Below are 18,700 nucleotides of genomic sequence, written 5' to 3' on the forward strand. Positions count from 1 at the left end.
CGCGGGAGCTTGCCGGGCGCCCCGGCGGGATACCCGGCTGCCTCGGCGCCTTACGGCGTAAGGATCACCTTGCGGCAGTCCTGCTCCTTCTTGTCGAAGATGGAATAGCCCTGCGCCGCCTCGGCCAGGCTCAGGCGGTGGGTGATGATCTCGTTCGGGCGCAGCCGGCCCTCGCCGATGTGCTCCAGCAGTTCCGGCATGAAGCGCTGCACATGGGTCTGGCCCATCTTGAAGCTCAGCCCCTTGTCGAAGGCGTCGCCGAACAGGAAGCCGTGGATGAAGCCGGCATACACGCCGGGCACGCTGACCGTGCCGCCGCGGCGGGTGGCGGCGATGCACTGGCGTAGCGCCGTGCCGCTGCTGCCTTCCAGCTTCAGCGTGGCCATCACCGTCTCCACCGTGCTGCCCTTGGCCTCGAAGCCGACCGCGTCGATGCTGGCATCCACACCGCGGCCGTCGGTCTGGCCGACGATGATGTCGGCCGGATCGTCGATCTCCTCGAAGTTCAGCGGAATCACCCCGTAGGTGCGCTGGGCGAAGTCGAGCCGGTATGGATAGCGATCGACCATGAAGATGCGCTCGGCGCCGAGCATGCGGCAGCAGGCCGCGGTCATCAGTCCGACCGGGCCGGCGCCGAAGATCGCCACCGTGCTGCCCTGGCGCACACCCGCGTTGACCGCGGCCTGGTAGCCGGTGGGCAGGATGTCGGAGAGGAACAGCACCTGCTCGTCGTGCAGCACGTCCGGCACCACCAACGGGCCGACATTGGCCTTGGGCACGCGCACGTACTCCGCTTGACCACCGGCCACGCCGCCATACAGATGGCTATAGCCGAACAGCGCCGCCGGCGGGCGGATGCCCTTCTGGTTCAGCGCCGCGCCCTTGCCGGTGTTGGTGGTCTCGCAGGCGGCGTACTCGGTCAGCCGACAATGGAAGCACTCGCCGCAGGCGATCACGAACGGGATCACCACGCGGTCGCCCTTCTTGACCCGCTGCACGTCCGGGCCGACTTCCTCCACCACGCCCATGAACTCGTGCCCGAGCACGTCGCCGGTGTGCAGCTCGGGGATCTTGCCGCGGTACAGATGCAGGTCCGAGCCGCAGATCGCGGTGGCGGTGACGCGCAGAATGATGTCGTCGGTCTCGACCAGCACCGGATCGGGAACGGTTTCCACACGCACGTCCCGGGTGCCGTGGTAGGTCAGCGCTTGCATGGGCATTTCCTTTCGACTGCGAACATGTGCCCGCAGTGTCGCTGCCGACGCCGTGCATCGTCGGTGACCATGCCGTGAGTCCGATGTCGCGACCGCCGTGTCTGCGCGCGCGTTCGCTGCTTTACCATGCGGCATCCCACTGCGACCCGATGCCATGCCCGACAGTCTCAACGACCTGCAAACCGCCCAGCGTGCCTTCGCCGATGCGCGCGACTGGGGTCAGTTCCACAGTCCACGCAATCTCGCCGCGGCGCTGTCGGTGGAAGCGGCGGAGCTGCTGGAACATTTCCAGTGGCTGGACGATGCGCAAAGCCGGCAGCTTCCTGAAGAAAAAAAGCAGCAGGTCGGCAGCGAGATCGCCGACGTGCTGCTGCATCTGGTGCAGTTGTGCGACAAGCTGGGGATCGATCCGATCGACGCCGCGCAGCGCAAGATGCTGGCCAACGCCGCCAAGTATCCGGTGGAGCGCGCCAAGGGCCGCATCACCAAGTACACCGAGCTGTAGGCGCGCGCGGCATAGTTGCCGCGCGACGACGCAAAGACAGACCATCCCCGATCGCAGGCTTCCGCACCAACAAGCCGGATGCAGCTTGCCCCGTAGGGGCGGCTTCAGCCGCGGCGGGCTTTACCCGGAAACGCACGTCGCGGCTGAAGCCGCTCCTACAGCGGGCGTTCCTCAGCGATCGGAGATGCCCGACATGCGCTGCGGCACAGCATGCGGCAGTCAGGCATTGTTACCGCGTACTGCCCTTGCGCGCGGACGACGTCTTGCTGGCACGCTTGCTACTCGTGCGCGTGGCGCGCTTCTTCGCCGGCGTCTTCCTGGCCGTCGACTTCTTCGAAGCGGCCTTCTTCGATGTAGTCTTCTTCGTCGCGGTCTTTTTCGTCGCTGTCTTCTTTGCCGAAGCAGTCTTGCTCGCGGCCTTCTTGGCCGTCGTCTTCCTGGTCGAGGCGGACTTCGCGGTGCTCTTCTTCGCGGCGGACGTGCGTGTCCCGGTCTTCTTGGCCCGAGTCTGCGCGGCCTTCTTGGCCGCGGCCTTGCGCACCGTCGCACCCTTGGTCTGCGCGGCCTTCTTCGCCGCGGCCGAGCGGCTACTGGCGCTGCGCTTCTTCGCTGCGCGCTTGGTCTGCGTCGACAGCGCCTCGCTGCCGACGGTCTTGCGCGTGGTCGTGCCCTTGCTCGCGGTCTTGAGCGCCTTCTTGGCGCCGCGCGAGCGCGTCGGCGACGGCTTGCCATGCTTGCCGCCCTTGGCCTCTTCCTGCGCGACCTTCTTCTTGGTGTCTTTCGACGCAGTCTTCGACGCGCCGGTCTTGACCCCGGCGCGGCGCGCCTTGGACAGGCCGATGGCGATCGCCTGCTTGGTCGACTTCACCTGGGTCTTGCCCGCGCGCACGCGATCGATTTCCTCGCGCACGAATTCGCCGGCCTGGGTCGTGCCCGCCTTGCCTTCGCGCTTGGCGCGGCGCGCACGGGTGGTGGTGGATTGCTCCGGCATCGTTGCGTCTCCTGGTAGCGGCCACGACGGCCATCGGCTCCGGGTGTAGCAACGCACAGGTCAAGAACAGGCATACGACAAGCGAAGCGTGCGTGCACAGGCTTGCACGCCGGCGACGACGCGATCAGCCGTCGCGACCGCACAGCGCGGGCGAATAGGTCTGGATGGCGTGCTGGATCGGCGCGTGGCGTCCGTACATCAGCGCGCAGACCAAGATCACCGACGCGATGGCGTACATGCGCAGGCGCGCGGGCAACTGCGGCGCGCCGCGCCACTGCAGATAGCAGGCCGTGGTCGCCGCGCCGACGACCACACCGGCCGCGACCTCGGACAGGCTGTGCGCGCGCGCGTAGACGCGGGCGATGGCGATCACGCTGGCGATGACGAATCCGCAGGCGATCGCCAGCCGCGGCCGCGGGCGGGCGCGCAGGCACAGCATGCAGGCCATCGGCCATACGCACGCCGCGAGCATGGTGTGTCCGCTGATCACCCGGAACTGCAGCGCGCGCAACTCCACACCGCAGCCGGCGTAGAGGATCTTGGTCGCACCGACCAGCGCCGCGGCAGTCGCCACCAGGCCCAGCCAGGTACCGGCGGCGCGCCAACCGTTCCCGCCGAGCCCAAGCCACAGGGCGCAGACGAGCGCCAGCGGCAGCGTCATCGCCGCGTCGCCGAAGTTGCTGATGGCAGACCACATCCTGGGAAACGTCCTTCGGCGTACGCGTCGTTGGGGGCCACCGACGCCGTGCGCCGGGGCGGCCATGATACGGGCGATCGCTCGACCGGAAGGACCGTGGTACGCGAGCAGGCAGCTTGTCCGCCTGCGACCATCGCCATCGCATGACAGCGGACTTCCGAAGAAGCGCGCCCCTGGTCTCCCATGCACACGCTGACAGCGACCCTGATAGCCCATTCCTCCTTGTGGGAGGGACTTCAGTCCCGACTGCAACGCGGCCGGATGCCCGATGGACGGACCTATCGTGGCCGAATCGCCGTTGACGCCTGCACGGCAACCTGCATCCGGCTCGATCGTGGCGAGCCCAGACCACCAGCAACTGGCCCTACCTCGCCCGTGCGGCACGCAGCTCCGCGACCGCCTGCGGTGCCGGCTCCCAGCCGAATACGCTGCGCCCACCATAGACGTGCGATTGCGCGCGCTCTTCGTCGATGTAGTCCTCCACCGACGGCCCGCGCGCGGCCGGTTCGAGCAGGCGCGCCTGCGCGTCCAGGCGGCGGATCGCCTCCAGTTTCTCCTCGCGGCCCAGCCTGGCCTGCGCCACCGCGGTCTTGAGCACGCCGATGGTGTGGTCGTAAACCCGTGTCGGCACCGGGAATGGATGCCGGTCCTTGCCGCCGTGGGCAAGCGAGAACCGCGCCGGATCGCTGAAGCGGCACGGCGCGCCGTGCAGCACCTCGGCCACCAGCGCCAGCGCGCGCACCGTGCGCGCGCCGACGCCCGGTACCTGCAGCAGGTCGGCGAAATCGCGCGGGCCGCAGTCGGCAGCGGCGGCCAACTCGCCGTGCAGCCGCCGCACCACGACGTCGCTGCCGCGCACGTCGTGATGGTCGGGCAGCGACAGATGCGGCAGGTCGGCCGGCCGGCGCTCGGGCACCACGGCCGCCGCCGGCGCGAACAGGTCGCCGGTCTCGGCGAACAGCGCATCGGCTGACGGCGCAGTGTCAAACCGCCGCTGCGCTGCGCGGGTCGGCGCTGCGGCAGCCGACGCCGACGTCTGCTCGGCCTCCAAGGCGGCGTACTCGCGCGCAATGCGCTCCGGTGCCAACGTCTGCAGCAGCTCCACCTGCGCCGCACGCGCGGCGGCAGCGCGATGGTCGGCCAGATTGACGATGCGCCCCTGGCGCGGGCCGTCGATCGCCGCATGCGGCGCGTCGACGAAACTGCTCAGGCCTTCAGACAGCCAGTGGTAGCGGCGCGCCTGCTTGCGCGCGCCATGCATGCCCTGCTGCACCACCACCCAGCGCCCGTCGTCGCTGACGATGAAACCGTGCAGGTACAGGTCGAACCCGTCCTGCACCGCGGCACTGTCGACCTTGGCCACCAGGCGGCTGACCCGCGCCAGTTCCGCGCCGTCCAGGCCGGTGCGCTCACCCACTGCCTGCAGTTCGTCCGGAGTGGCCCGCGAGTGCCGCCCACGGCCGCCGCAGACATGGATGCCGAGTTCTCCGGACAGCGGCGCCAGACCACGCTTGAGCGCACCGAGCACGCTGGTGGTGATGCCGGAGGAATGCCAGTCCATGCCCATCACCGCGCCCAGCGACTGGAACCAGAACGGATGCGCCAGGCGCCGCAGCAATTCGTCGCGGCCGTAGCTGTGCACAATGGCCTGGCACATCACCGCGCCGAGCCGGGTCATGCGCGCGCCCAGCCAGTGCGGCACGCGGCCGCCGTGCAGGGGCAGATCGGCGCTGCCGGAACGTCGGCTCATGGGGGCTCCCAGGAAAGTGGTGCACCAGGGTAGCCAGTGCCGGTCTCACCGTACGAGCCGGCATGCGGGTGCGAGCTGAGCGGTTCAGTACGCGCGATGCGCAACGTGAGGAGCATGCGTTCGCGGCCGAAGGCCGTTCCCTTTTCGGCATCGCAGGCGACTTGCGTGGTCAGTACCGCCCGTCGGGGCTGAAGCCCCTCCCACATCGGTCCTTGCGCCGTTCGCGTTGCGCCTCTTTGCCTTTGTGGGAGGGACTTCAGCCACGACTGCAGGGCGCATCAGCATCCCACCATCGTGCACTGCATCACAGCTTTCCGATCCCGATGGGGTAGCGTGACCGTCGGGCTGAAGGGGGAGCTTTGCCGATGACGTTTCGTACCACGCGGCGCGGGCTGTTGCTCGGCGCCGGTTCGTTCGCGTTGCTGTCGCACGTGCCGATGGGCCTGGCCCTGCCGCGTACGCCGGCGAAGACGCCGGCCTTCATCGATGCGCTGATCGCGCGGATGACGCCGGAAGAGAAGGCCGGGCAACTCACCCTGTTCGGTTCGGCGCAGCAGACCGACGCGGCGGCCGCCGCCAATCCGGTCAACGTGCGCCCCACCGCTGAGGGCCAGCTGGCCGCGGCGCGCGCCGGACGCCTGACCGGCATCTTCAACGGCTCCAACGTGCGCTGGCACCAGCAGTTGCAGCAGGCCGCGCTGGAGAGCCGGCTGAAGATCCCGATGCTGTTCGCTGCCGACGTGATCCACGGCTTCACCACCGTGTTCCCGGTGCCGCTGGGCGAAGCCGCCAGCTTCGAACCGGAGCTGGCGCAACGCACCGCGCGTGCCGCCGCACTGGAAGCCAGCGCGGTCGGCATCGACTGGACCTTCGCGCCGATGGTCGACATCGCCCGCGATGCGCGCTGGGGCCGCGGTGTGGAAGGCAGCGGCGAGGACGTGCTGCTGGGCCGGCGTTTCGCCGAGGCGCGCGTGCGCGGCTTCCAGGGCGAGGGCATCGACCATGCCGACGCGCTGGCCGCCTGCGCCAAGCACTTCGCGGCCTACGGCGCCGCCGAGGCCGGCCTCGACTACAACACCGTCGACATCTCCGAGCGGACCTTGCGCGAGGTGTATTTCCCGCCGTTCCAGGCCGCCTTCGGCGCCGGCGCGGTAACCACCATGGCTTCCTTCAACGAACTGTCCGGCGTGCCCGCCACCGCCAATACCTGGCTGCTGAGCCAGGTGCTGCGCGGCGAGTGGAACTACAGCGGCCTGGTGGTCTCCGACTACACCGGCGACCTGGAACTGGTCTCGCACGGCTACGCCCGCGATGCGCGCGACGCGGCACGGCTGGCGTTCCTGGCCGGCGTGGACATCAGCATGCAGAGCGGGCTGTACCTGCAGCACCTGCCTAGCCTGGTCGCCGCCGGTGAGGTGCCGATGGCGCGGCTGGACGATTCGGTGCGCCGCGTGCTGCGCTTCAAGGCCGCGCTGGGCCTGTTCGACGACCCGTTCCTGCGCATCGTGCCCGAGCGCGCGCAGGCGCGGCAGCGGCGCCCGGAGACGCTGGCGCTGGCGCACGAGGCGGCGCGCAAATCGGTGGTGTTGCTGAAGAACGAGGGCGAACTGCTGCCGCTCAAGCGCCAGGGCCAGCGCATCGCCCTGATCGGGCCGATGGCCAGCAACTGGGTGGAGAGCGCCGGACCGTGGACGCTGTTCGGCGGCGACGACAGCGGCAACGACCTGGCCACGGCCCTGCGCGCGCAACTGGCCGATCCGGCCACGTTGCAGGTGGTGGAAGGCTGCGCGTTCGAACACGCATTGCCGGGCGGCGTGCAGGCGGCGGTGGGCGCGGCGACCGCAGCCGACGTGGCGATCCTGGCAATCGGCGAACCGCTGCGCTACTCCGGCGAAGCGCAGTCGCGCACCGAGATCGTCATCCCCGGTGTGCAGCAGTCGCTGCTGGCCGCGGTGGCGGCCACCGGCACGCCGGTGGTGGTGGTGCTCAGCAACGGCCGCGCACTGGTCCTCGACGGCGCGGTGCTGGACGCACCGGCGATCCTGGTCAGCTGGTTCCTCGGCTCGGCCTCCGGCCCGGCGCTGGCCGACATCCTGTTCGGCGTGCACGGCCCCTCCGGGCGCCTGCCGGTGAGCTTCCCGCACGAATCCGGGCAGTCGCCGTACTACTACGCGCACAAGCCCACCGGTCGCCCGGATCCGCGCCCGAACGCGCTGACACCCTTCACCACCCACTACCGCACGATCTCCAACACCGCGCTGTTCCCGTTCGGCCACGGCCTCACCTACGGCCGCATCGAGTACGGCCAACTGACCTTGAGCACGTCGCGGCTGGCTGCCGGCGGCACGCTGAAGATCGCTGCACGCATCCACAACCGCGGCCACCGCGACGCCGAGGAAGTGGTGCAGTTGTACGTGCACGACCGCAGCGCCAGCATCACCCGCCCGGTGCGCGAGCTGAAGGATTTCCGCAAGGTCGCCGTGCCGGCCGGCGGCAGCGCCAGCGTGGAGTTCGTCCTGCGCCGCGACGATCTGCTGTTCGTCGGCCAGGCGCTCAAGCCGACAGTGGAACCGGGCCAGTTCGATCTGTGGGTGGCGCCTTCGGCGCAGGCACCGGGCCTGACCGCCAGCTTCGAACTGCTGGGCTGATCGCAGCGCGGGCAAGCGCTGTCGGTGGCGGCCATGCGGGCGCCACCGCGGCCCAGCGCCGAGGGCTGCCAGCGCTGCGCTTCACGTCAGCGGCACTGCGCGCTCACGCGCTGCTGCCGCACGCGGCGCTCAGATGGGAACGGTCGTCTGCCGCCATGTCGCGCATCGCGCGCGCCAGATTCCTTGCATCGCACACGCAGACGACGCCACACCGGCGGCGGCGGCGATGCGCGCCGCCGCGTCTTCCCCCACGCCAGGAGCCGCGCCATGCACGATCACGATCCCGACCACTCCGCCGGACGCCGTCGCGCGCTCGGCGCCCTCGGCAGCGGCCTGGCCGCTGGCGGCGCATTGGCAATGTCCGCTGGCGCCGGTGCGCAACCTGCGACCGTCGCTGGTACTGGCGCCACGCGTCCGCCGATGCAGAACCCGCGCACGCAGTATCCGCGCCCGCCGTTCGACACGCCGAAGCAGGAATGGCCGGGCCTGACCTCGAAGATGGTGCCGGTGCCCGACCATGGCGAACGCAGTTACGTCGGCTCCGGCCGCCTGAGCGGGCGCAAGGCGCTGATCACCGGCGGCGACTCGGGCATCGGCCGTGCCGCGGCGATCGCCTTCGCGCGCGAAGGTGCGGATGTGGCGATCAACTACCTGCCGCAGGAAGAACCGGACGCGCGCGAGGTGGTCGCGCTGATCCGCGCAGCTGGGCGCAAGGCGGTGGCCATCCCCGGCGATCTGCGCGATGCCGCGTTCTGCAGGCAACTGGTCGCACAGGCGGTGCAGCAGCTCGGCGGCCTGGACATCCTGGTCAACAACGCCGCGCGGCAGACCGCGCAGACATCGCTGCTGGACATCGACGACCAGCAACTGGACGACACGCTCAAGACCAACGTCTACGCGCTGTTCTGGGTGACCCGCGCCGCATTGCCGCACCTGCCGGCAGGCGCGGCGATCATCAATACCGCCTCGATCGTCGCCGACGACCCGCCCGAATCGCTGCTCGACTACGCCACCACCAAGGGCGGCATCGTCAGCTTCACCAAGTGCCTGGCCAAGCAACTGGCGCCCAAGGGCATCCGCGTCAACGCGGTGGCACCGGGACCGTACTGGACGCCGCTGCAACCCAGCGGCGGGCAGTTCATGGACAAGTTGAAGACCTTCGGCGCCGACGGTCCCACCGGCCGCCCCGGCCAGCCGGCGGAGATCGCACCGATCTACGTGCTGTTGGCCTCGCAGGAATCCAGCTTCACCACCGGCAGCGTGTTCAGCAGCGTCGGCGGACGCGGCAACGTGGGTTGAAGTGCTGTCGCACGTCGATGCGCGATGTGCGTGCGGCATGAGACCTCATTGCGGAGCGGCTCTAGGCGGTTTTGCGATCACACGGAGCCGCTCCCGCGGAGCCGTGCGGTGCCTTACCTGGGTGCGCTGTGGGAGGGACTTCAGTCCCGACGCCTTGCAGGGTCAGGCACCCGGCAGGCTTCGCTCGCTGCGACTGCATCACCATGAATTCCTACATGCCATCGCCGTGTCGGAATTGGCGAAGGCCGCGAGCCGCCACGCGCGCGATTAACGGGCCAATTCCGCCGCCAAGAATGGCGCCGTTCGGCTGCCTGCCCGCGTCGCCACCACTTCCGGCACACCGGCCGCAACCACCTTGCCGCCCGCCCCGCCCGCACCCGGCCCCATGTCGATGATCCAGTCGCTGGACGCGGCCACGCGCATGTCGTGCTCCACCGCCACCACGGTGTTGCCCGCCTCCACCAACCCGTGCAATTGCCGCAGCAGCGTGTCCACGTCGGACGGGTGCAGGCCGGTGGTGGGTTCGTCCAGCACGTACACCGTGCCGCGGCGCTGCGCACGCTGCAGTTCGCTGGCCAGCTTGATCCGCTGCGCCTCGCCGCCGGACAGTTCGGTGGCCGGCTGGCCCAGCCGCAGATACCCCAGGCCCACGTCCACCAGCACCTGCAGCGGCCGCGCGATCGCTGCGTCGTCGGCAAAGAACTCCAGCGCCTGCACCACGGTCATGCGCAGTACCTGCGCGATGTTATGGCCGTGCAGTTCGATCTCCAGCGTCTTGGCGTTGTAGCGCGCGCCATGGCAGGTGGGGCACGGCGCATACACGCTGGGCATGAACAGCAGTTCCACGCTCACCGCACCCTCGCCTTCGCAGGTGTCGCAGCGGCCCTTGGTCACATTGAACGAGAAACGCCCCGCGTCGTACTTGCGCTTGCGTGCCGCCGGCGTGGCCGCGAAGCGCTTGCGCACGTGGTCGAACAGGCCGGTGTAGGTGGCCAGATTGGAACGCGGTGTGCGCCCGATCGGCGCCTGGTCCACCTGCACCAGCCGCCGCACGTGTTGCACGCCACCGGCGATGTAGCCATCGGTGGCGACCCGCGCATCGCGCTCCAGCGGGTCCAGTTGCTCCTCCGCCTCGGCCGGCGCCTGCCCCAGTTGCGTGCCCAGCAACTCCACCAGCGCCTGGCTGACCAGCGAGGACTTGCCCGAGCCGGACACGCCGGTGACCGTGGTGAACACGCCCAGCGGGATGTCCACGTCCAGCGCGACCACGTTGTTGCGGCTGACCTCACGCAACTGCAGCCAGGCCTCCGGCGTGCGCGGCGCATGCGCGGCGGCCTGCGGCTCGGCGAACAGGTAACGGCGCGTGGACGAGGCCTGCACCTGCGCCAGTCCCGCCGGCGGACCGCTGTACAACACCTGCCCGCCATGCTCGCCGGCACCGGGGCCGACATCGACGATCCAGTCGGCATGGCGGATCACGTCGATCTCGTGCTCGACCACGAACAGCGAGTTGCCCGCACCCTTGAGCTGATCCAGCGCGCCCAGCAGCGCCTCCGTGTCGGCCGGATGCAGGCCCGCCGACGGCTCATCCATCACGTAGACCACGCCGAACAATTGCGAGCGGATCTGCGTGGCCAGGCGCAGCCGCTGCAGTTCGCCGGGCGACAGCGTCGGCGTGCTGCGCTCCAGGGTCAGATAACCCAGCCCCAGCGCCTCCACCACCTGGATCCGCGCCAGCAGATCCTGGGCGATGCGCTGCGCGGCCAGTGCCTGCTCCGGATGCCGCGAACGGCCCTGCATGCGGCCCTCCGCCGCGGGCCGCAACAGGTCGGCCACCTCGCCGAGCGGGCGCTGCGACAGTACGCCGATGTCCAGCCCGGCGAAGGTCACCGACAATGCCTCGCGGCGCAGGCGCTTGCCGTCGCAACTGGGGCACGCGGTGCTGATCAGGTACTGCGCCACGCGCTTCTTGATCAGCGCGCTCTGCGTGCTGGCGAAGGTGTGCAGCACATAGCGGCGCGCGCTGCTGAAGGTACCCATGTACGCCGGCTCCTGCTTGCGCTTGAGCGCGCGCTGGGTCTCGGCCAGGGTGAAGCCGGGATACACCGGCACGGTCGGCTGCTCCTCGGTGTACAGGATCCAGTCGCGGGTCTTCTTCGGCAGCTTCGCCCACGGCACGTCGACGTCATGGCCGAGCGTGGTGAGGATGTCGCGCAGGTTCTGTCCGTGCCAGGCCGGCGGCCACGCCGCCACCGCGCGCTCGCGGATGCTCAGCGAACGATCCGGCACCATCGACGCCTCGGTGGCGTCGTAGATGCGCCCCAGCCCATGGCAGGTGGGGCAGGCGCCGGCCGGCGTGTTCGGCGAGAAGCCGTCGGCGTGGATGATGCCCTGCCCCGGCGGGTAGGTGCCGGCGCGCGAATACAGCATGCGCAACGAGTTGGAGATGGTGGTGACGCTGCCCACCGACGAGCGCGTGCTCGGCGCGCCGCGATGCTGCTGCAGCGCCACCGCCGGCGGCAGGCCGTCGATGGCGTCCACGTCGGCGACGCCGGCCTGGTCGATCAGGCGCCGCGCATACGGCGAAATCGAATCCAGATAGCGCCGCTGCGCCTCGGCGAACAACGTGCCGAACGCCAGCGACGACTTGCCCGAGCCGGACACGCCGGTGAACACTACCAGCGCGTCGCGCGGCAACGCGACGTCCACGTCCTTGAGATTGTGCTCGCGCGCGCCACGGACGCGCACGAAGCCGGAAGCGGCGAAAGCGGAAGGCGTGGACATGGGCGGGACCGGCAACGCAAAGGAGCGCGCAAGCTTAGCCGGTCGGCTGCCATGGACGTGTCGCGTCGACTGTGTTGCGCGTTTTTATTGCCCAAAACGCGCACAGTCGCCGGTGACGCAGACCTCAACCCAACGCAGGCGCCGCCAGCGTGTCGGCATCGGCGTCGCGCGCAGCCAGCGCCTGCATCCGCGTCACCGCATTGGCGAAGGGACGCAGCACCGCCACGCCGCGCTCGGCGTAGATCGCGTGCAGCGCCTGGTAGTACCACAGCGTGCCGTCGCGGCCGGCGGTGAAACGCTCGAACACTGCCGTGCCGACCTCCGGGTCCTCCAGGTCGGCGACGATGCTGCGCGCGTTGTAGAGCTTGTCGCAGGCCGACACCAACAGCACCGCGTCCGGGGCCTCGGCCAGATGCGCCAGATACGCCTGCTTGCGGATGCGCCAGTCGCGGCGCTTGGCCGGTACGTCCGCGGGCGCCGCCTTGCGCTCTGCGGTGGCGTCGGTGCAGGCCATCACCATGTCGGCCACCGCGTCGCCGAATTGCGCGCGGATCACCGCCTCGTGGCCGGCGCCGCAATCCTCCACCACGTCGTGCAGCAGCGCCGCGATCGCCTGGTCCTCGTCGCCGCCGGCCTCCAGCACCAGCGTCGACACGCCCAGCACGTGGCTCAGATACGGCACCGTGCCACCCTTGCGGAACTGGCCGGCGTGGGCGATGCGCGCGTAGTCCACGGCGCGCGCGTAACGTTCGGTGAGAGCGGTCATGCGGCGGTCCTGACGGAACAGGCCGGCATTATCGCCAAACTTGTCCGCACAGGTGCGTGGAGGCGAGCGTGGGCATGGCGCCCGTTCAAATCGCGCGGATGGCAGTCCTTGATCGCGTGCTCGGCCAGCATGCGCGCGCTATGAACACAGGCGCCGCGTGGGCCAATGCGGGTCGAGGCACCCTCCCCGCCTATACTTTCCTGCTCTCCTATCACCAAAACGACCGTGCACATGGACGTCCGTCATCTCGACCAGAACGCCCCGGAACTGCCGCAGATCGCCGCCTGGTACCACGCGGCCTGGGGCTGGGAGGCGGGTTTTTCGCTGGACGACGAACTGCGCCAACTCCAGCGCGCCCCGGATGCGCATGGCCTGCCGCAGCGGCTGGCCGCTTTCGATGGCGCCCAGCCGATCGCCGCGGTGCAGCTGAAATACCGGGAAATGGACGCCTTTCCTCAGTACCCCTACTGGCTGGGCGGCATGTACGTCGCCGAGGCCTATCGAGGACGCGGCATCGCCGGTCGCTTGCTCGCCCATGCCCTGGCCGACGCCGCGGACCTGGGCCTGGATGCCTTGTACCTGCAGACCGAGCATCTGGATGGCGGCGTGTACGCCCGCCACGGCTGGCAGCCCGTGCAGGAAGCCGATTCCTACGGCAGCCGCGTGCTGCTGATGGTCCGCCCGGTCGGCTGAGCGGGTGCCCACGTGGCCGCGCCTGCACATTACTTTTCCCCCGCGCCGCGTTAACGTGGCGCTTGGAAAGATAGGGCGTCAGCCACCAACCGACCGCCCGCTCGACACACACGCATGAACGCAGCGCCGAGGATGCAACCGACCATGATCACCGACACCGCCCACGCCGTGGACGACACCGCCACCGATAGCGCCCCCATCCCGCCGGCGCGCCGTGCCGCCATCTCCAGCCGCGCCGCCGAGCACAGCGTGTACCGCTCGCCGCTGTCCGCCGATGACGCCGGCAATGAAGCGCTGCGCCTGCGCGAGCTGCGGGCCAAGCGCGCGGCGCAGGTCGCCGCGGTCGGCACCGTCGCCGCCCTGGCCGCCGTGGCCCTGATCGCCTGGCGCCGCGCGCGGCGCTGACCGCGCAACAACACCAGGCGCATTAGGCATAATGCGCCGAGCAGGAAGCTCGCCACCGCCCACGCAAGGACCGTCCCCATGACGCCATGGCATCGCATCGCCCAGTTCGCCGGCCTGGCGCTCGTTGCCAGCGCATGCAGCATGCCCGCCGCCGCCCGCAAGACGCCCATGGCCTCGGCGGTGCTGAGCGTCCCGGCCGAGCTGCCCAACCAGCGCCTGTTCGAATGCGCCGAATCCAGCATCGCCACCCTGTCCGAGACCAGCAGCTCCTGGCCCAAGGTCACCCGCGAAGACCCGGCCAAGGGCATCCTGGAATCGGGCGACTTCCCCGAGACGAATCGCAGTGGCTTTCGCCTGCGCCTGGAGCGCCCACCGGGCGCGAACCAGGCCAAGCTCGCCCTCAAGGGCGCCGGCGCCTATTTCGTCGACCTTGGCGTCGACCAGGCGATGCACGACCTCAAGACCGCACTGGACCGCTGCGTGGCCACGCAACCACAGTGAGTGCGACGAACGGAACAAGGCAGTTCTGACCCCCGCTTTTTTCACATCGACCAAGGAAGGACACGACCATGCCCAATTACTCCATCGAAGCCCGCTCGCTCGGCGTAGTCGGCATCGCCGGCCACGACTTCTGGGTGCTGCGCGACGAACACGGCAAGGCCGTTGCGGAACTGCATGGCCTGGCCACCGACCGCCAGACCGGCCAGGCCATTCCCATCGGCACCGACGACACCCGGCACTCGCTGCGCGCCTGGCATTACCCGCACGACCCCGCGTACGCCCGCTCCATCGGCGAGAAGGTCGACAGCACCACCTACATCCGCGACGACCAACCGTCACGCACGGTCGCCACGGGCGACAAGAACGAAATCATGGAGCGCTGGAATACGGCCGTGCGCGCCGTGCCGGAACTCAACGCGCAGGATCGCGACTACCCGAACTACGGCTTCAAGGTCTTCGGCGAGACCGTCAACAGCAACTCCGCCTACCGCACCTTCGGCGAGCTGATGGACGTGCCGGTACAGGATTTCCCCGGGCGCCTCGAACCGGGCATCGACAACCGCATGCTGTCGCCGGAACGCACCGAGGAACTGCGCTACCACGCACCGGACGAACAGGAACAACAACGCGCAGCCGCGCCTGCGGCCGATCCCACACGCGCCGACCATCCCGATCACACGATGCTGCAGCAGATCCGCGACAAGGTCCAAGGCCTCAACGGCCCCGGCCAATTGAACCCGGCCGACAACGACCGCGTCAGCGCCAGCCTGTACGCCCTGGCCAAGCAACACCACTTCAGCAGCGTCGACCAGGTCGCGCTCAGCCAGCAGACCGCAACCGCCGCCGCGGGCGAGAACATCTTCATCGTGCAGGGCGCCGCCAACGATCCGGCCAAGCAGCGTGCGCACATGTCCACCGCGGAAGCGGCACAGACGCCGGTGGAGCAGTCGTATGCGATTGCGCAGGCGCAGCAACCGCAGCCGCAGCCGCAGCCGCAGCCGCAACAGGTGGAGTCACCGACTCAAACGCAAGACGCGCAGCCTCGGCCGCTGGTGCACGCGTTCTAGCCATCCCGGCCATGCGAACGGCCGCCAGCAACGTGCATGGCGGCATAGGCCGCCTGGTGGCACGAGGAGCATTCTGTACAAGCAAGCGTCTTCGCTGCGCTCGACGTTCGCGCAGCAGGACCTAGATGGGGGCTGATTTCACGCGACAGCCGGCTAATCCAACGCCGGCGCGTCGCGGCAAGCCGCCGTCATCGTCCACCAAGTCGGCACCCTCAACATCGCCCAGCTCGCGCATGATCCGGGTTTGCGGATGGGACTATGGCGCTTCGCCGTCGGCTCCCCATCTTTCCCGCTTGAACACCTCGACCGTATCGCCGGCACGCTGACGGCTGTCGTGGCATGCGCATTCGTCTCGCGCAGCACCCCTTCTCCTTGTTTGGCCAACAACCAGCACACGATGCATCAAGCCAACCCTCGCTGCCTGGCTGCGTCTTGTTGCGCAAGCACCTGTTCCTGCGCCTGACTCTGCGCCATCGTGCGTGCATCGAGCGCCTGCATCTGGGCAAGCGACTGCTCGACCGGCGTATTGATCGCCACATCGGTGGACATGCCGGCACGCAGATACGCTGGGTTGCGCGGCTCGCTCTGCACGACGAATACGGTCGCGCCGGCCGGGACACGCGCTGTCTGCTCGCTCAGCAGCACCTGATCGATACGCTCCAACCCATTCGCCTTGGCCAGGTGGGCGAGGCTGGCGGTCATGCGATCGCTGGTGCCGTCGCTGGCCCTGCCCAGGCGCGCGTCCAACTGCCCGACGAGCGTGCCGGCTTGCGTAAGCAGAGGATCCGGTAGCCGCTGCGCCGGCTCGGCTTCTGCCCGCCGATGCGGGTCGCGCGCAGGCTCTGCCGGCCTGCCGTCGGGACGCAGCGGTTGCTGTGGCGGCCGCCCGCCGTGCTCTGCCGGTCCAGGTTGTGCGCCTTCGCGCGGCTGGCCCTGGTCGCGCTGCTGCTCTCTCGCAGGACCTGGCGTCGTGGTCGTCAAGACGTACTGCCACCGCGTTTGCGCCGGATTGCCCCGGACCGCGCCGATGAACTCGTTGTACTCCGCGGGATGAATGGTCTGGCACCCCGCGGAATCGGTACTGCCGGATGAACCGCGATGGATCTTGAAGGTGTTATTGAGATCCTGCACACCATTGACGTCGGCCTGGTCGAACCAACCATCGGCATTGGTGTCGCGCTGGACCGCGCCGCGGCCGGCGGCGACTGCCGCTTGGCTGGGCCGCAGAGCGACATCCACGGCGCCTCGTTGGAGCGGATTCGGATGCATCCCCTGTTCCATCTCGATGGTGCCGTCGCGCAGCCGCCCCAGGTCGCGGATACCGTCCGCGTTGACGTCATCGCCCTCGATCTTCCTGGGCCGGACGATGCTTTCGTACCCAGGGGATGGAGCAAACCTGCGATTTTCCACGCCGCCTCCAGCAAGCGGGCGCTGCCCCGTGTTGCCGGCATGGTGGTCGTACTGCGCGGTCGGCTCGGTATTCGCATGCTGGGCGACCTGGACATGGCGCGTGCCATTGGCATCCTTCCACAGGACCACGAGGCGATCGTTGTAGACCCCGGTGCCGGCGTGCGCTTCGTTGACACGAGGCGTGGCTGGGTTGTCGTTGGCCAGAGTCGCAGGATGCGCGCGATCCTGCATGGCGGCGAACGTCGAATTTTCCTGACGCAGCCCCAGCACCACACGCTCGCTCGGACGCGCCAATGCGTCGTGCGCCGCATCGTTGCCTTTCACCTGCACGATGCTGGCATAGACGTCGTAGGCCTGCGCATCGCTCAACGTGGACATCTGGTCTTGTGCGGGAAAGCGCGGCTGGGCAGTTGCAGCCGTCTGCAGCCGCTGTAACGTCGTGGCAGATCCGGGATCTGATGTCCCCTGCAAGTGCGTCGCAATGCTGGCGCGGGCATCCATGCCGACATAGCGATCCAAGGCGTCCTGCACAGCCTCGGGCTGATGTTGCCGACGTTCTTCCAGCATCGCCAGCGCTTCCGTCGTCCGATTGGCATTGAACAATGCGGTGATCCGGTCCGCACTGGAACGGATGTCCAAGTCGTTGGATCTTTCCATTGCGATGCTCCTTGCTGGAATGGTTGCGTGTTCGGCTACTTTTCGACGAAGCGGTCCTCGCCTTCATCGGGATAGTCCGAACACGCGGGCTCCCCTGTGCGAACCTGGCGACACGGCCACTGCGCCCGGGTCACACGATCGACGCGCTCGAAGCGCTCGCCGTTCCAGCGCACGAAGCCGAAGTGGGCATAAGCCTCGACCCTGCGCGGATCGTCTGCGGCCAATGGCTGGTCAGGATCGAACTCCATCAGCCAGCGCATGGTCGCGGCATAGGGCAGCTTGTCGTCGAACAGGAACAGTTCGCTACCACCGTGGCGCTGCTGACGCGCGAGATCCTCGGCGTTCAACTGCGGATCGGGCGGGAACACGTCCGCACTGACATCATGGACCACACCATCGGCACCGAACCGGTACGCCTTGCGTCCAGTTCCCGCGTGGCAGTTCATACTCGCGGCGCCGTCATCGCACTTTACCGGCCACACCAGGTATACCGTCTTGTGCGGATCGGAACCTTCGAAGGAACGGATGGTCAAGTTGCCCGCAGCGACGGTGAAATCCGGACGACGCCCCAACCCAGGTGCCGCCAGGTAGAACGCGTTGTGCAAGTCCGCCATGCGCGTATCGCGCTCACCGGCAAGCGCCTCGGAAGGAATGGCCAACAGCGCACGCGCCATGTGTTCGGGTGCAGGGCCGCGACAATAGCCGTCCCGCAGGATGGACACGGGCGAGGATCCATGCACGTGGTCGCGATCCACGCACACCGCGCCCAATGCGCGCTCCACCTTGAAGGGAACCCAGGGACCCGGCGCATTCGCTGCTGCACTCGGGAAGCCGACGATTGCATCCACGTGCCCCGTGGCCGCGGGACTCTTCGGCGCCACCTGCGGCTCGACCTGGCCCATGGCACGCTGCTGGGTACATCCCAGGATGGTCAGGGACAGCATCCATGCCAGCGTCGCGTGAATCCTGAAGGTCTTCACACCGTCCTCCATTGCATTCGAAGCAAAGGGTGGATGGCGTGATCCCAACGATCGCCGGCGCCAGCACCGATCTCGGCGTCAATCTACCACCGGGGGCTGCCGCGTTCATCCCGTCTCGGTAGACGATGCAGAGCGCCGACCGATCCGCATCACCCTGAAGATCTCGCTGTCCAATCGCGAGGATGTCTCGCCAGCTCGAGGATCAACGTCCGTCTTCGCCCGCATCGCCTACGGCCGAACACATGCTTCGCCAAAGCGGCTCGGGGCACCTGCACCTACCGGCCGCCAACTCCGTCCGACTCACACCTCCTGCCCCACCACAAACACCACCCC

General features: G+C 68.8%; 14 protein-coding genes and 1 pseudogene. 7 read left to right on the plus strand and 8 right to left on the minus strand.

The window, feature by feature from the left end; all coding sequences use genetic code 11:
• Positions 1-50: 50 nt before the first annotated feature.
• The gene (locus ACP93_RS15140) at positions 51-1,214 is read right to left on the minus strand and encodes a zinc-dependent alcohol dehydrogenase (RefSeq protein ID WP_048491502.1); all 1,164 of its coding nucleotides are present in this window, start codon (positions 1,212-1,214) and stop codon (positions 51-53) included.
• 154 nt (positions 1,215-1,368) lie between these two features.
• Here ACP93_RS15140 and ACP93_RS15145 point away from each other — a divergent pair, with 154 nt between their 5' ends.
• Positions 1,369-1,719, plus strand: coding sequence for a nucleotide pyrophosphohydrolase (locus tag ACP93_RS15145; protein ID WP_048491503.1), 351 nt, complete (start codon positions 1,369-1,371; stop codon positions 1,717-1,719).
• Positions 1,720-2,221: 502 nt separating this feature from the next.
• Here ACP93_RS15145 and ACP93_RS22155 read toward each other — a convergent pair.
• The 3 genes and pseudogenes from ACP93_RS22155 to ACP93_RS15160 form a co-directional block, all read right to left on the minus strand.
• A pseudogene (locus ACP93_RS22155) lies at positions 2,222-2,710 on the minus strand (DUF6496 domain-containing protein); the annotation flags it as partial.
• Positions 2,711-2,834: 124 nt separating this feature from the next.
• Positions 2,835-3,407, minus strand: a complete 573-nt coding sequence (locus tag ACP93_RS15155) for a phosphatase PAP2 family protein (RefSeq protein ID WP_048491504.1) — start codon at positions 3,405-3,407, stop codon at positions 2,835-2,837.
• Between the two features lie 364 nt (positions 3,408-3,771).
• Entirely contained in the window at positions 3,772-5,157 is a 1,386-nt protein-coding gene (locus ACP93_RS15160) for a DUF763 domain-containing protein (RefSeq protein WP_048491505.1), read from the minus strand.
• Positions 5,158-5,522: 365 nt separating this feature from the next.
• On the opposite strand from ACP93_RS15160, the gene ACP93_RS15165 reads away from it, so the two are divergent.
• Positions 5,523-7,805 (plus strand): glycoside hydrolase family 3 N-terminal domain-containing protein, encoded by a 2,283-nt coding sequence (locus ACP93_RS15165; RefSeq protein ID WP_048491506.1) that lies wholly within the window; start codon positions 5,523-5,525, stop codon positions 7,803-7,805.
• A gap of 420 nt (positions 7,806-8,225) precedes the next feature.
• Positions 8,226-9,104, plus strand: coding sequence for an SDR family oxidoreductase (locus ACP93_RS15170; protein ID WP_048491517.1), 879 nt, complete (start codon positions 8,226-8,228; stop codon positions 9,102-9,104).
• Between the two features lie 267 nt (positions 9,105-9,371).
• Here ACP93_RS15170 and ACP93_RS15175 read toward each other — a convergent pair whose 3' ends face one another.
• Together ACP93_RS15175 and ACP93_RS15180 are read right to left on the minus strand one after the other, a co-directional pair.
• The gene (locus ACP93_RS15175; protein WP_048491507.1) at positions 9,372-11,888 is read right to left on the minus strand and encodes an excinuclease ABC subunit UvrA; all 2,517 of its coding nucleotides are present in this window, start codon (positions 11,886-11,888) and stop codon (positions 9,372-9,374) included.
• 124 nt (positions 11,889-12,012) lie between these two features.
• The gene (locus ACP93_RS15180) at positions 12,013-12,654 is read right to left on the minus strand and encodes an HD domain-containing protein (RefSeq protein WP_048491508.1); all 642 of its coding nucleotides are present in this window, start codon (positions 12,652-12,654) and stop codon (positions 12,013-12,015) included.
• A 231-nt stretch (positions 12,655-12,885) separates the two neighbouring features.
• Here ACP93_RS15180 and ACP93_RS15185 point away from each other — a divergent pair, with 231 nt between their 5' ends.
• From ACP93_RS15185 to ACP93_RS22350, 4 genes are all read left to right on the plus strand, one after another.
• Complete coding sequence (locus ACP93_RS15185) at positions 12,886-13,347, plus strand: GNAT family N-acetyltransferase (protein ID WP_048491509.1); 462 nt, start codon at positions 12,886-12,888, stop codon at positions 13,345-13,347.
• A gap of 144 nt (positions 13,348-13,491) precedes the next feature.
• Positions 13,492-13,752: a hypothetical protein gene (locus tag ACP93_RS15190; protein WP_228136062.1), complete on the plus strand. Its 261-nt coding sequence runs from the start codon at positions 13,492-13,494 to the stop codon at positions 13,750-13,752.
• A 78-nt stretch (positions 13,753-13,830) separates the two neighbouring features.
• Positions 13,831-14,253: a hypothetical protein gene (locus tag ACP93_RS15195; protein WP_048491511.1), complete on the plus strand. Its 423-nt coding sequence runs from the start codon at positions 13,831-13,833 to the stop codon at positions 14,251-14,253.
• Positions 14,254-14,321: 68 nt separating this feature from the next.
• A complete protein-coding gene (locus tag ACP93_RS22350; protein WP_048491512.1) occupies positions 14,322-15,320 on the plus strand; it encodes an XVIPCD domain-containing protein in 999 nt (332 codons plus the stop codon).
• Positions 15,321-15,722: 402 nt separating this feature from the next.
• Here ACP93_RS22350 and ACP93_RS15205 read toward each other — a convergent pair whose 3' ends face one another.
• On the minus strand, positions 15,723-17,387 hold the full coding sequence (locus tag ACP93_RS15205; protein WP_343123111.1) for an XVIPCD domain-containing protein: 1,665 nt from the start codon (positions 17,385-17,387) through the stop codon (positions 15,723-15,725).
• A gap of 35 nt (positions 17,388-17,422) precedes the next feature.
• Positions 17,423-18,367, minus strand: coding sequence for a hypothetical protein (locus ACP93_RS15210; protein WP_228136063.1), 945 nt, complete (start codon positions 18,365-18,367; stop codon positions 17,423-17,425).
• Between the last annotated feature and the right edge of the window lie 333 nt (positions 18,368-18,700).

The sequence above is a fragment of the Xanthomonas sp. NCPPB 1128 genome (genome assembly GCF_001043115.1).
In the GTDB taxonomy this organism is placed as follows: domain Bacteria; phylum Pseudomonadota; class Gammaproteobacteria; order Xanthomonadales; family Xanthomonadaceae; genus Xanthomonas_A.